Source organism: Vibrio sp. 1731 (assembly GCF_033339955.1).
GTDB classification, from domain to species: domain Bacteria; phylum Pseudomonadota; class Gammaproteobacteria; order Enterobacterales; family Vibrionaceae; genus Vibrio; species Vibrio alginolyticus.
On sequence record NZ_JAWOVO010000004.1, the window covers coordinates 240,462 to 254,784 of the forward strand.

At 44.0% G+C, this 14,323-nt stretch carries 13 protein-coding genes and 1 other annotated feature; of the genes, 10 read left to right on the forward strand and 3 right to left on the reverse strand.

Features of this window, described 5'->3' with window-relative positions:
- Positions 1 to 409: 409 nt before the first annotated feature.
- The 5 genes from thrL (at position 410) to R7035_RS07110 (ending at position 6,108) form a co-directional block, all read left to right on the forward strand.
- Positions 410 to 487 (forward strand): thr operon leader peptide, encoded by a 78-nt coding sequence (gene thrL / locus R7035_RS07090; protein ID WP_074192076.1) that lies wholly within the window; start codon positions 410 to 412, stop codon positions 485 to 487.
- Positions 423 to 542 (forward strand) — a sequence feature (Thr leader region). (Overlaps the previous gene by 65 nt.)
- Positions 543 to 595: 53 nt before the next feature.
- Entirely contained in the window at positions 596 to 3,055 is a 2,460-nt protein-coding gene (thrA, locus tag R7035_RS07095) for a bifunctional aspartate kinase/homoserine dehydrogenase I (protein WP_258644975.1), read from the forward strand.
- Between the two features lie 20 nt (positions 3,056 to 3,075).
- On the forward strand, positions 3,076 to 4,032 hold the full coding sequence (gene thrB, locus R7035_RS07100; RefSeq protein WP_017635074.1) for a homoserine kinase: 957 nt from the start codon (positions 3,076 to 3,078) through the stop codon (positions 4,030 to 4,032).
- Positions 4,029 to 5,309 (forward strand): threonine synthase, encoded by a 1,281-nt coding sequence (gene thrC, locus R7035_RS07105; protein ID WP_025768425.1) that lies wholly within the window; start codon positions 4,029 to 4,031, stop codon positions 5,307 to 5,309. The genes thrB and thrC overlap by 4 nt, the downstream gene beginning before the upstream one ends.
- Positions 5,310 to 5,448: 139 nt before the next feature.
- Positions 5,449 to 6,108: an NADPH-dependent FMN reductase gene (locus R7035_RS07110; RefSeq protein ID WP_262591254.1), complete on the forward strand. Its 660-nt coding sequence runs from the start codon at positions 5,449 to 5,451 to the stop codon at positions 6,106 to 6,108.
- Positions 6,109 to 6,218: 110 nt separating this feature from the next.
- Here the strand turns inward: R7035_RS07110 and grcA are convergent, their stop codons facing one another.
- Entirely contained in the window at positions 6,219 to 6,596 is a 378-nt protein-coding gene (grcA, locus tag R7035_RS07115) for an autonomous glycyl radical cofactor GrcA (protein WP_005381814.1), read from the reverse strand.
- A gap of 326 nt (positions 6,597 to 6,922) precedes the next feature.
- Between grcA and nfo the strand changes: the two genes are divergently transcribed.
- From nfo to R7035_RS07130, 3 genes are all read left to right on the forward strand, one after another.
- Positions 6,923 to 7,807: a deoxyribonuclease IV gene (gene nfo / locus R7035_RS07120; protein ID WP_005382844.1), complete on the forward strand. Its 885-nt coding sequence runs from the start codon at positions 6,923 to 6,925 to the stop codon at positions 7,805 to 7,807.
- Between the two features lie 289 nt (positions 7,808 to 8,096).
- On the forward strand, positions 8,097 to 8,777 hold the full coding sequence (gene ung / locus R7035_RS07125) for a uracil-DNA glycosylase (protein WP_005382846.1): 681 nt from the start codon (positions 8,097 to 8,099) through the stop codon (positions 8,775 to 8,777).
- Between the two features lie 113 nt (positions 8,778 to 8,890).
- Positions 8,891 to 9,442, forward strand: coding sequence for a hemerythrin domain-containing protein (locus R7035_RS07130; protein ID WP_005381807.1), 552 nt, complete (start codon positions 8,891 to 8,893; stop codon positions 9,440 to 9,442).
- A gap of 236 nt (positions 9,443 to 9,678) precedes the next feature.
- Here the strand turns inward: R7035_RS07130 and R7035_RS07135 are convergent, their stop codons facing one another.
- Positions 9,679 to 9,864: a DUF3545 family protein gene (locus R7035_RS07135; RefSeq protein ID WP_005381805.1), complete on the reverse strand. Its 186-nt coding sequence runs from the start codon at positions 9,862 to 9,864 to the stop codon at positions 9,679 to 9,681.
- Positions 9,865 to 10,585: 721 nt separating this feature from the next.
- On the opposite strand from R7035_RS07135, the gene R7035_RS07140 reads away from it, so the two are divergent.
- A complete protein-coding gene (locus R7035_RS07140) occupies positions 10,586 to 12,019 on the forward strand; it encodes an alanine/glycine:cation symporter family protein (RefSeq protein ID WP_005381800.1) in 1,434 nt (477 codons plus the stop codon).
- Between the two features lie 110 nt (positions 12,020 to 12,129).
- Positions 12,130 to 12,906 (forward strand): peroxide stress protein YaaA, encoded by a 777-nt coding sequence (gene yaaA / locus R7035_RS07145; RefSeq protein WP_005382848.1) that lies wholly within the window; start codon positions 12,130 to 12,132, stop codon positions 12,904 to 12,906.
- Between the two features lie 106 nt (positions 12,907 to 13,012).
- Here yaaA and srmB read toward each other — a convergent pair whose 3' ends face one another.
- Positions 13,013 to 14,236: an ATP-dependent RNA helicase SrmB gene (gene srmB / locus R7035_RS07150; protein ID WP_005381797.1), complete on the reverse strand. Its 1,224-nt coding sequence runs from the start codon at positions 14,234 to 14,236 to the stop codon at positions 13,013 to 13,015.
- Positions 14,237 to 14,323 lie beyond the last annotated feature (87 nt).

Consider the following 14,323-nt stretch of genomic DNA (forward strand, 5'->3'; position numbering starts at 1 on the left):
GTGTCAACTTTTTTATTAGTATGCGCCCAAAGCTTCTCACTATTAAAGCATAGAATATGAAAGCTAGCTCACCTATTTTCTAAATAATTCGATCCTATGAACATAAGTCACAGTTAAGTTGTTGTTATGTGTCACAACCCTCTCGAATTATTTGATCGTACGTTTTATGGCAAAGATCAGACTAGTTATTAGATAAAAAACCGAACTGGTGATGATGGTTAAGTCCTTTACAAAAACTAACTGTAGATTTTTAAATGATCAATAATGTGTAATTAACTATAAATATCAATGACATTGCTTAGCAGAATTCTCTGAAAGATGGAAAAACAAACAATTTTTTGTTGACTATGTATCAGAAACTCGGTAAACGTAGAGTTAAGCAAACACAATTAACGTTGAATATTTATTTATGCCATCTAACAGCCTAGTAGTAATGACCACGACCATTATTATTACCGACACGACACATGTTGGGGCAGGCTGCTGAGCGAAAGAAATTCACAAAAAAGGCCTGTATCCAACAAGATACAGGCCTTTTTTTATGCTTTTTTATCCAGAATTTAGACAAATTTAAGAAGATATACCGGAGGAAGGGATGCGAGTATTGAAGTTTGGCGGATCATCACTAGCTGATGCAGATCGCTTTTTGAGAGCGGCAGACATTATTGCCAATAACGCTCAACAAGAAGAAGTGGCGGTTGTTCTTTCCGCTCCTGGTAAAACAACAAACAAATTGGTTGCGGTCATTGAAGGCGCATTGCGCAATGGTGAAGCAGAACTACAAATCAAAGAGTTGGAGGAGTCGTTTAAAACGCTCTTCACTCAAGTCCAAGCAGTACTACCCAATATCGATGGTTCAGCTTTCGATAACCAAGTGAAAACTTCTCTCTCTCAATTACGCCAATTCGTTCATGGCATCAATCTTCTTGGCATGTGCCCAAACAATGTTAATGCACGTATTATTAGCAAAGGCGAACGCGTTTCGATTCAATTGATGAAAGCGGTGTTAGAAGCCAAAGGCCAGCCTGCACATCTTATCGACCCAGTTGAATACCTATACGCAAAAGGTGATCACCTTGAAGCCATGGTTGATGTAGACGTTTCGACTCAGAACTTCCGCCAGAATCCTCTTCCTCAAGGTCATGTGAACATCATGCCTGGCTTTACCGCAGGTAACGAGAAAGGTGAATTGGTAACACTTGGTCGCAATGGCTCTGATTATTCGGCGGCGGTTCTTGCGGCGTGTCTGCGCGCAGATTGCTGTGAGATCTGGACAGACGTAGATGGTGTGTACAACTGTGACCCTCGCTTAGTCGAAGATGCTCGCCTACTTAAATCTCTTAGCTATCAAGAAGCGATGGAGCTTTCTTACTTCGGTGCTTCCGTTCTGCACCCGAAAACCATCGCCCCAATCGCACAGTTCCACATCCCATGTCTGATCAAAAACAGCTTTAACCCACAAGGTGCAGGAACTTTGATTGGGCAAGACACTGGTGAAGACAATCTGGCGATCAAAGGTATCACGACGCTAAACGACCTAACTATGGTTAACGTCTCCGGCCCAGGTATGAAGGGTATGGTTGGCATGGCAAGCCGCGTATTTGGCGCAATGTCTTCCGCTGGTGTGTCTATTGTTCTTATTACTCAGTCTTCTTCTGAGTACAGCATTAGCTTCTGTATTGAGGCAGAAGATAAAGCAAAAGCGCAACAAGTACTGGCCGATGCGTTTGAGTTGGAACTGAAAGATAGCTTATTAGAGCCGGTCGAGTTTATTGATAATGTTTCAATCATAACGTTGGTTGGTGACGGCATGCGTACATCGCGCGGTGTTGCATCTCGCTTCTTCTCATCTCTTGCTGAAGTGAACGTAAACATTGTAGCCATCGCACAGGGCTCATCTGAGCGTGCTATCTCAGCCGTGATTCCTGAAGATAAAATCTCTGAAGCGATCAAAGCGTGTCACGAAAACCTATTCAACTCTAAGCACTTCTTAGACGTATTCGTGGTTGGTATTGGTGGCGTTGGTGGTGAGCTGGTGGATCAGATCGAGCGTCAACAGGCGAAGCTTGCGGAAAAAGGCATCGTTATTCGCGTGTGTGGCTTGGCAAACAGCAAAGGTCTTCTGCTTGATAGTGAAGGTCTGCCACTCGATCATTGGCGTGATCGTATGTCGGCAGCGACAGAAGAGTTCAGCCTAGCGCGTTTGATTTCTTTGGTTCAACGTAACCACATCATCAACCCAGTATTGGTTGACTGTACATCAAGTGAAGATATTGCGAATCAATACGCTGATTTCCTAGCTGCTGGTTTCCATGTCGTTACACCAAATAAAAAAGCAAATACAGCAAGCATGGCTTACTACCATCAGCTTCGCGATGTTGCGCGCAGCTCTCGTCGCAAGCTGATGTACGAAACAACTGTGGGGGCGGGTTTACCGGTAATCGAAAACTTGCAAAACCTAATCTCAGCGGGTGATGAGCTAGAGCGCTTCAGCGGTATTCTTTCTGGCTCTCTGTCATACATCTTCGGTAAGTTAGATGAAGGTATGAGCCTAAGTGAAGCTACTAATATCGCAAAAGAAAATGGTTTTACTGAACCGGATCCTCGTGATGATCTTTCTGGTATGGATGTCGCGCGTAAGCTTCTGATCCTAGCTCGTGAAGCAGGCATGTCTCTAGAACTAGAAGACGTTGTGGTTGATCAAGCACTGCCACCAGGTTTTGATGATTCTGGTAGCGTTGATGAATTTATGGCGCGTTTACCTGAAGCAGACGCTTACTTTAAAGAATTATCTGCAAAGGCAGCGGAAGAAGGCAAAGTACTGCGCTACGTTGGTGAGATTAATGAGGGCAAGTGCACAGTAAGCATCGCAGCGGTGGATGAAAACGATCCAATGTATAAAATCAAGGACGGTGAAAACGCACTGGCATTTTACAGCCGTTACTATCAGCCAATCCCACTAGTGTTACGTGGCTATGGTGCAGGCACCGAAGTAACGGCTGCGGGTGTATTTTCTGACGTGATGCGTACTTTAGGTTGGAAACTAGGGGTATAACAATAATGAGTTCAAGTGATATGGATGTAGTGGTTTATGCCCCAGCATCAATTGGTAATGTAAGCGTTGGCTTTGATGTGCTGGGGGCTGCCGTGTCTCCAGTGGATGGCACACTATTGGGTGATCGTGTATTGGTGAAATCTGGGGCTGATCCGTTCAGCCTTAAAACGGCGGGTGATTTTGTTGAGAAATTGCCAACTGAACCAAAAGAGAACATCGTCTACGACTGTTGGCTTGTGTTTGCTCGTGAGTTAGACAAAAAAGGCGTTGAGCTAAAACCACTTGAGATGACGCTAGAAAAGAACATGCCAATTGGCTCTGGTTTAGGCTCAAGTGCATGTTCTATCGTCGCTGCATTAGATGCATTGAACCGATTCCATGGACAGCCACTTAACGAGACAGAATTATTGGCGCTGATGGGAGAGATGGAAGGCAAGATCTCTGGTGGTATTCACTACGACAACGTTGCGCCATGTTACCTTGGTGGTGTGCAACTGATGCTTGAAGAGTTGGGTATCATCAGTCAAGAAGTGCCTTGCTTTGATGATTGGTACTGGGTGATGGCGTATCCGGGTATCAAGGTATCAACGGCGGAAGCGCGTGAGATCCTACCATCTCAATACCGCCGACAAGATATCATTGCTCATGGTCGCCACCTTGCGGGCTTTATTCATGCGTGTCATTCTGGTCAGCCAGAACTTGCTGCAAAAATGATCAAAGACGTGATCGCAGAACCGTATCGTGAGAAACTGCTTCCAGGTTTTGCGAATGCACGTCAATACGCAGCGTCTGCGGGTGCATTGGCAACCGGTATTTCTGGCAGTGGTCCGACACTGTTCAGTATTTGCAAAGAGAAAGATGTCGCTGAGCGAGTTGCTCGCTGGTTAGAACAAAACTACGTACAAAACGAAGAAGGATTCGTCCACGTTTGTCGTCTAGATAAGCAGGGTTCGAAAGTAACAGGAAGTGAGCTATGAAGCTTTACAATATAAAAGAAAATGATGAACAAGTTTCCTTTGGCCAAGCCGTTCGCCAAGGGTTAGGTCGCAATCAAGGCCTATTTTTCCCATCGGAATTACCAAAATTTGAAGATATCGATGCGCTGCTTGCAGAAGACTTTGTCTCTCGTAGCACTAAGATTCTATCGGCGTTAATTGGAGATGAACTTACAGAGGAGAAAGTGAATGCTCTTGTTGATGCTGCATTCCAATTCCCTGCGCCTATCAACCAAGTAAGAGATGGTGTTTACGCACTGGAGCTGTTCCATGGCCCAACGCTTGCGTTTAAAGACTTTGGTGGTCGCTTTATGGCGCAATCTCTTGCAGCCGTTTCGGACGGTGGCAAGATCACCATTCTGACAGCAACTTCTGGCGATACTGGCGCAGCCGTTGCGCATGCTTTCTACGGTATGGAAGACATCAACGTTGTGATTCTTTACCCGAAAGGTAAGATCAGCCCACTGCAAGAGAAGCTATTCTGTACGCTTGGTAAGAACATCCATACTGTCGCGATCGATGGAGACTTCGATGCGTGTCAGGCACTGGTTAAGCAAGCTTTTGATGATTCTGCACTGCGTGAAGAGATCGGTCTGAACTCTGCAAACTCAATCAACATCAGCCGTTTGATGGCGCAAATCTGTTACTACTTTGAAGCAGCTGCGCAAATGAGCAAGCAAGAGCGTGAAAACCTAGTGGTATCAGTACCAAGTGGTAACTTTGGTAACCTAACTGCTGGTCTACTGGCAAAAGCGCTGGGCTTGCCTATCAAACGCTTTATCGCGGCAACTAATGCCAATGACACTGTTCCTCGCTACCTAGAAACAGGTAAGTGGGAGCCAAAACCAACAGTCGCAACAACATCGAACGCGATGGACGTGAGCCAACCAAACAACTGGCCTCGTATTGAAGAGCTGTGCCGCGTGAAAGAGTGGGGCTTGGAGACGTTAGGTAAAGGCGCAGTATCTGATGAGCAAAGCGCACAGTCAGTGAAAGATTTACATGCTCTAGGCTACCTATGCGAACCGCATGGTGCGATTGCTTACCGAGTGCTTGAAGAACAATTGCAAGACGGTGAAACCGGTCTGTTCCTATGTACTGCTCACCCTGCGAAGTTCAAAGAAGTCGTGGATGATATTCTAGAATCCGATATCGAGCTTCCTGCGCCACTAGCGAAGCACGCTGCGATGGAGCTGCTATCGGAAGAGCTCGACGCAGACTTTGACGCATTGAAACAAGTACTGCGCCGCGTGCAGTAAGCTTCAAAGTATAGTAAGTATCAAAAACAGAAATAACGAGAGGTGAATGAGTAATCATTCACCTTTTTTATTGTCGGTAAGTTTTGACTCTCTTTATGATTGAGAAACGAACTTAACTAAATGAGATGGAAAGAGAAGCATGCATTTTTTGATTTTTCTTGGCTCAGTGAGAAACAGCACGCCACCACGACCAGCCCGTTTAGGAATGCGAGTCAGTAAAGCGTGTGAAAAACTCATCGCGAGTCAACATTCGCAACATACGGTCGAAATCATCGACCCTTTGAATTACGACTTTGGCGATGTGTTTAAGCCCGAGTTTGCTTATCACCGCTCTAAAGTTCCGCAGCACCTAAGTGAGCTGGCAGACAAAATCAAACAGGCCGATGGGTATGTGATGGTTAGCCCGGAATATAACCATTCGATGAGTCCTGCCTTGGCGAACATGCTTAACCATTTCGGCAGTTCGCTGTTTTCTTACAAGCCGAGTGCTATCGTGACCTACTCTGCTGGGCAATGGGGTGGCGCTCGTGCTGCAGTTTCGATGCGCACTTTCTTATCCGAGTTGGGATGCTTACCCGTGTCGGCAATGATCCATATTCCAAAAGCACAAGAGGTGTTTGATGAGCACGGTGTTGTTGCGGATGAGTCGGAGCAGACGCAGTGGGACAACTATATGAATCGCACTATGCATCAATTGATTTGGTGGGCAGAAGGGGCGTCACTGCAAAGAGATAGGCTTGATCCAACCTCTGTAGCGCAAGCGTTTCAGAAAGATCCTTCGCAAAGAAATGCACCTTAGAGGCGAGTTGCTTTCCATTATAGAAAGGGGTTAGAAGGATTCTGAAACAAAAAAGCTTGGTCATTGCTGACCAAGCTTTTTAAATTCTAGCGAGCTAGTTTACTGAGAGATTATAGAGTCTCAGTAAAAGTACGAGCGATTACATCACGTTGTTGCTCTGGAGTTAGCGAGTTAAAACGTACTGCGTAACCAGAAACACGAATAGTTAGTTGTGGGTATTTCTCTGGGTGTGCAACTGCATCTTCTAGTGTTTCGCGTTTAAGCACGTTCACGTTTAGGTGTTGGCCGCCTTCGATACGAGGAGCAGTTTCGATTGCAACTTCACGGCTTTCGTATTCACCTAGGTCGCTGATTGCGATAACTTGGTCTGCTTCGTAGCCAGCAGTTGCAGCAACACAACGAGCTTCATTTTTTTCGCTATCTAATAGCCAGATAGAGTTTAGTAGGTCGTCGTTTGCCGCTTTTGTAATTTGGATACCTTGGATCATCACTATCTCCTAGACCACTTACGTGGTGATTATTGGTGTTAATTTTCGAATTTTCGTTGAGCTGAGTATTATATAGCTAATATCCACTATTTTAATATTGATTTAAGTCAAAAAACAACCAAAAACATTATTTTTATTAAGGTAATTTTATTGAGTTAAATCAATAAAACCTTTGAAAACAAACTAATTACAATTTATTTGATAATATAAAAAATATTTAATAACTATTTTTGTTGTAAATTTACTACAAATTGAGATTAAAGTTTAAACTGGTTAACGCAACTATCTGTATTTAGGTAGCAATACTGAAAGTCTAAAGTGATTAAATGACAAACATGAAAAACAAGCTTGGGAATAAACTCATTGGTGCACATGTCTCTGCTGCTGGTGGGGTCGATCAAGCTCCGTTGAGAGCTCGTGAAATTGGCGCGAATGCATTCGCACTATTTACAAAAAACCAACGCCAGTGGGTGGCGAAGCCTTTAGAAGCAAAAACCATCAGTGCGTTTAAAGCGAACTGTAAAATGCTGGGTTTCGGAGCAGAACATATTCTTCCCCATGATTCTTATCTGATTAACTTGGGTGCGCCGGAAGAAGAAAAGCTGAATAAATCCCGCGCGGCATTTATTGATGAAATGGAGCGTTGTAATCAGTTAGGGCTGACTTTGCTTAACTTCCACCCGGGTAGTCACCTAAAGAAAGTCTCTGAACAGGAGTGCCTCGCAACGATCGCCGAGTCGATCAATCTTGCGCATAAAGCGGTGCCGAATGTGATCGCTGTTATCGAGAATACGGCAGGTCAAGGCACTAACTTAGGCTGGAAGTTTGAGCACCTTGCTGAAATCATCGAGCAAGTGGAAGATAAAGATCGTGTCGGCGTTTGTATTGATACCTGCCATACCTTTACGGCTGGTTATGACTTACGTACAAAAGAAGATTGCGAGCGCACCTTTGCAGAGTTCGACCGTATCGTAGGTATGCACTATTTAAGAGCAATGCATCTAAATGATTCAAAAGTAGAGTTTGCCAGCAAAGTAGATCGCCACCATTCGCTAGGTAAAGGAGAGATCGGGTGGGATTGCTTTGAGTACATCGCGAAAGACCCTCGTTTTGATGGTATCCCTCTGATTTTGGAAACAATTGATCCAGATATTTGGCAGCAAGAGATCAACACGTTGCGTCAATTCCATTTAGCGGCCATTGCCAGTTAATGGCGTAACCACAAAGTTGGCACCTTTCTTTCTTAGTCATTGAACATCAATCTCTGAATTAGCAAAGAAGGATGCCAACATGTCTCGACCACTCTCTTTTACTCCTTATGCTTTCACTCGTCGCGTGCTTCGCTTACCGATGCCTAATCGTCACATTACCGGACAGGGGCATTTTCGAACGCCACAGAAGCATTAGTCTTTTATTACTTGTCTCAAGTTCGTGGTAAGTTTTTGTTTGTTTGAGTTTCGCTCGTTAGAATAGAAGCAAAATTTAGGACAGGAACTTTCCATGAATCAGTCACCCACTTGGCACGATGTGATCGGCGAAGAGAAAAAGCAGAGCTACTTTGTAGACACCTTGAATTTTGTTGAAGCCGAACGCGCCGCAGGCAAAGCTATTTTTCCTCCCGCAAAAGATGTCTTTAACGCGTTTCGTTTTACCGAGTTCAAAGACGTTAAGGTCGTGATTCTAGGACAAGACCCATACCACGGCCCAAATCAGGCGCATGGCCTGTGTTTCTCTGTACTTCCTGGCATTAAAACGCCACCGTCACTGGTTAATATGTATAAAGAGCTGGCGCAAGATATTGAAGGTTTCCAAATCCCTCAGCATGGTTTTTTGCAAAGCTGGGCTGAACAAGGCGTATTGTTACTCAATACGGTATTAACGGTGGAGCAAGGTAAAGCGCATTCACATTCAAAGACAGGTTGGGAAACGTTTACTGATCGAGTGATTGAAGCCATTAATCAGCATCAAGAAGGTGTAGTGTTCTTGCTGTGGGGTTCACATGCACAGAAGAAAGGTCGTTTTATCGATCGCAATAAGCACCATGTGTTAGCTGCCCCACACCCATCGCCACTTTCTGCACATCGAGGCTTTTTCGGTTGTAAGCATTTCTCTCAAGCAAACCAGTTGCTTACATCACAAGAAAAAGCACCAATTAACTGGCATTTGCCATTAACGGTATAAATGAAGAGACAGCGATCATGGATGGTATGATCGCTGTTTTTTTGAGCACGCTCGAGGCTGATAGTAAATTTCTCATGTACACTTACTAAAAGTAGGTGTTAAGGAGAGACGCTATGATGATCGAAAGAATTCGACGCGAACATGGTTATATGGTTCGTCTGTTGGCGATACTGCGCCATAAGCTTAATGAGATAAAAAAAGAACGTGTAATCAACTATGCGTTAGTAAGCGAGATTGTTGATTACCTCTCTAATCATTCGGAGAAAGTACACCACCCGAAAGAAGATATCCTCTATCACCACTTTCTTGAACACTATGGTAAGCAACAAACCATGGAAAATTTAGAGAAAGAACATCTAGAGTTAGCGAGTAAAACCAGAGAGTTTTCATCCGTGATAGAGATGATCCTTCAGGATGCTGTTGTGCCACAAGACATGTTTGTCGCTCACCTAGAAGATTTCATAGAATCGCAAAGGCACCACTTGGAGCTAGAAGAGCGAAAAATTTTGCCTCTCATTGAAGAGTTATTTACCACAGAAGATTGGCAGCATGTCGAGAGCTTATGGAGCGTCAGTGAGGATGACCCTGTGTTTGGTGACACGATTGCTGATCGTTATAAGCAGTTGGCCGAACGTGTTCGTCAAAGTGATACTGAGTATGTTTAAGCCTGAGTGATGAAACCTGAGCGAGCGAAAGCCGTCTCTCGGGTTTGTGAGATACATTTCTTATTTATTGGGAATCAACCGAAAATTTAGTGTGCATATTTCTCGGCAAAAAGTACGGAAGATTCTCATTGAGTAATAATGGTATTCATACTTAAACCTTGGTACATAAACTCACGGTGTTTACGGTCACTGTAAACAAAAAACAAAAGGCACCTGTAAGGTGCCTTTTGTTTGAATTAGAGTTTAATGTCTTCCAAGTTATAATCGGTACAGACATCAAGTTCGCGCAGCTCTTTAAGCAAATTGCGTCTGTCGTTCATCTCTTCTATTTCACGCCACTTTCGCTTTACTGGTTTGGCACGAGATTTGGTTGTTGAGGTAGTATCCAGATTAAAAATGTCATCTAGTTGAAAGCCTTCCATAAGCCACCTTTACCTTTCTTAAGCTAAACTGTTGTAACCAGTCCTTGTGGAGTTTTTTTAGTACCACAATAGCCGTGAGAATAACCATGATATATTTCGCATTTGTGTCGGTAGCATGACATTTTCGTGCAAAAATATTCTCAAAATCACACTTTTTATTGCAACGATGTGGATAAAAAATGCACAAACGATCTCAAGAAAACGATTAAATAGAGAGATTTTCTATGTTAATTCGATTTGATGAATGGGTGCACTGCGCAAAGGTTAAAGTTGCATAAAATCAGTTTGATGAAATAGTGTTCAATTAGATGGTAAGTCACTAGCGTAAATTTATGTAACACCTTGTGAATACTAGCTTGTTCTTGTTTATACGGTTTACCATTCTATTTAATGAGGAATAATTATTTATGTTGGTGTTTGGTAATTGAAATGTTGCGCAGTTTGAGTATTAAGTCTTCTATTTATGTTACTTTTTGGTGACTTTATAGTGAAAAATAACAACGTTATTCTCATTGTTGCATATTGATTTTTGCGCTCCTAGGTTGCATTATCCGCCCGTCAAAAAATACGCTGGTACGTAAAATGGATGCATGAAGCGACGTTTACGATTCTAGATTGCCCATAAACATTACTTAAAAAGCTAAGCACACTTTGACACTTAGCAGGCAATTTGGTGGATGGCTAGGACGCATAGACTGGCGCAACTCACTTTGAGGTACACATGACAGACTTAATCAATTTGATGAACGATCTCCTCTGGGGCTCGATTCTGGTTTATCTTCTTGTTGGTGTTGGTATTTACTTCACCGTTCGATTAGGGTTCATTCAGTTCCGCCATTTCGGCCACATGTTCTCTGTTCTTAAGAACAGCCGTAAAGCAGACAAAGCTGGTATTTCCTCTTTCCAAGCGCTTTGTACTAGTCTTGCTGCACGTGTTGGTACAGGTAACATGGCGGGCGTTGCAGTTGCATTGACTGCGGGTGGTCCTGGTGCGATCTTCTGGATGTGGCTGATTGCAATGCTTGGTATGGCAACATCGTTTGCTGAGAGCACACTGGCGCAGCTATACAAAACCAAAGATGATGATGGCAACTACCGTGGTGGCCCTGCCTACTACATGGAAAAAGGCCTGGGCATGCGTTGGATGGGCGTGTTGTTCTCAGTTTTCCTAATCATCGCTTTTGGTTTGGTATTCAACGCCGTACAAGCTAACTCAATTGCCAATGCAATGAGCAACGCATTTGGTTGGAATAACTTGTATGTCGGTATTGCCGTTGTTTTACTGTCTGCAATTGTTATTTTCGGTGGCATCAAGCGTATCGCAAGAGTTGCTGAGATGATCGTTCCGATCATGGCACTACTTTATCTAGCCCTAGCGCTGTTCATCATGTTCTCTAACCTAGAGAAATTACCTGATGTATTGATGCTTATCTTTAAGAGTGCATTTGGTCTGCAAGAAGCAGCAGCAGGTGGTCTTGGCTACGCAATTGCACAGGCAATGATTAACGGTATCAAGCGCGGTCTATTCTCGAATGAAGCAGGTATGGGTTCTGCACCTAACGCGGCAGCTTCAGCAACACCTTACCCACCACACCCAGCGTCTCAAGGTTACGTACAGATGCTAGGCGTGTTCATGGATACGATCGTTATCTGTTCTGCAACAGTGGCTATCATCCTGATGTCTGGTGAGTATGTCGGTCAAGCAACAGAAGTGACGGGTATCGAGCTAACTCAGCGTGCATTGAGCTCACAAGTTGGCGATTGGGGCGGCATCTTTGTTGCTGTGGCAATCTTCTTCTTTGCGTTTACTTCAATCATTGCAAACTACTCGTATGCTGAAACGAACTTAATCTTCCTAGAGCACAATCATAAAGCGGGCTTAAGCATTTTCCGCGTTATTGTTCTTGGTATGGTGATGTTTGGTGCACTAGCTTCGTTACCAGTCGTATGGTCGCTTGCTGATGTCTCTATGGGTCTGATGGCGATAGTCAACTTGGTGGCGATCATCTTGCTATCTGGCATCGTGATTAAACTGGCCAAAGATTACAATCGCCAGCTTGGTGAAGGCAAAGTGCCAACATTTGATGCGAATGATTTCCCAGAGCTGAAATCTCAGCTTGAAGAAGGCATTTGGTACAACGATAAAAAAGACTAAGTGAGCTATCACTCATAGTTGAAAGCTATTAGTACGATGTAAAAAGCCATGCAGACAATGCATGGCTTTTTTTGTACCCTATTAAAAACAAAATTAGAGAAGGGAAAGTCATGCTTATCGTAGTTTCTCCAGCGAAGACTCTTGATTACGAGTCTCCGTTAGCGACAGAAAAATTTACTCAACCTGAGTTGGTCGAATACTCAAAAGAGCTTATCGATGTTTGCCGCAAACTGACTCCTGCTGATGTTGCCTCTTTAATGAAAGTGAGCGACAAGATTGCCGATTTAAATGTGGGCCGATTCCAAGAGTGGAGTGAAACGTTTACCACTGAAAACTCACGACAAGCCATTCTTGCATTTAAAGGTGACGTTTACACAGGGCTAGACGCCGAAAGTTTATCTGAAGCGGACTTCGAATATGCTCAAGATCATCTGCGTATGCTATCGGGTCTTTATGGTTTACTAAAACCACTTGATTTGATGCAGCCATACCGCCTTGAAATGGGTACCAAGCTTGCAAACGACAAGGGTACGAACTTGTACCAGTTTTGGGGCAATGTTATTACGGACAAGCTTAACGAAGCGATTTCTGCTCAAGGCGATAATGTCCTTATCAACCTTGCATCAAATGAATACTTTAAAGCGGTTAAGCCAAAGAATTTAGATGCGCAAGTGATCACGCCAGTATTCAAAGATTGTAAGAATGGTCAATACAAGGTCATCAGTTTTTACGCGAAGAAAGCGCGCGGTATGATGGCGCGTTACATCATTGAAAACCGTGTTGAGAGCGTGGCAGACCTGACTAAGTTTGATACGGCGGGTTACTACTTTGTGGAAGATGAATCGACGCCAACAGAGTTAGTATTTAAACGCGAAGAGCAAAAATAAAGCTAATTGAGACGTAGTCTACGTTAATCTCTATCAGCACAAACGAAAAAGGGTTGGCATTGCCAACCCTTTGTTTTTTAGCTTGAGCTACTTCGTCCCAACAAGATTACTTCTTCTTAGCGGTTTTCTTTTTCGCTACTTTTTTCTTGTCGTCTTTTTTCTTTTTCTTCTTAAACACAGGCTTTTTGTGTTTAGGACGCATCTCTTTCACGAAACGCTCTTTGATGTCTTCTTTCACATAACGTGCAACGCGATCCATCATTGGTTGGTCGTGTGCTTCTACGATTGAGATAGCGTTACCTTTCTTACCTGCGCGAGCCGTACGGCCGATACGGTGAAGGTAAACATCAGCCGTGCGCGGCATGTCGTAGTTGATAACGTGTGATACATCCGGAAGATCGATACCACGCGCAGCAACGTCCGTCGCGAGCAGCACGTTCACAGTTCCATCGCGGAAGCGAGAAATCGCATTGTTACGACGATCTTGCGGCATTTCACCTTGAATCCAAGAACATGGAATCTGTGCACTTTCAAGCTGCGCTCGTAGCTCAGCCAAACGCTCACGAGTCTTTAAAAAGACGATAGTGCGCTCAGCTTGCTGAGTAATAATGTGTTTTAGTAATTCTAGTTTGTGTTCAGCATCATCAGCTCGGTGGTACCACTGAGCAATTTTCTTACGCTCACGCAGCGGCGATTTTGCATCGATCTCTGCTGGGTCATTCAACAGATCAGCGGTAAAGCCTTCTACGCCTTTCCCTTCTAACGTTGCTGAGAACAGAAGGGTTTGCTTACGCCAGCGACATTCGTTAGATAGGCGATCGACAGTAGGAGCAAAACCCATATCTAGCATACGGTCTGCTTCATCAAGGATTAACCATTCGATTGCACGACAATCAAAACGTTCTGCATCAATGTATTCTTTTAAACGGCCAGGTGTTGCAACCACAATGTCTTGCGTTGTTGCAAGGATGTCGGCGTGCTCTTGGTACTGAACACCACCAGTGATGGTGAAAATGTTGAGTTTGGTATTTTTTGCCAAAGCACGTGCTTGATCGGCAATTTGCATCGCCAGTTCGCGAGTAGGCGTTAGGATCAAAATACGCGCAGGCCCAGGCTTACGACGAGGGAAGTCTTGCAAGTATTGCAATGCTGGCAGGACGAAGGCGGCCGTTTTACCAGTTCCTGTTGGCGCTGACGCTAGAATGTCACGACCGTCCAACGCTTGTGGAATCGCTTCTGCCTGAATTTTTGTTGGGCGTTCGTAACCCATCTCTTCAATGGCTTCAAGTAGGTTTTGGTCTAGATCAAGTTCAGCAAAGGTTCTGATCACAATGAGTTCTCCACAAGCAAAGCTTGGTTAATGGTTCGCCACAACAGCATAGAATACAAAAAGGTCGCACATTATAAAGTGATTGGT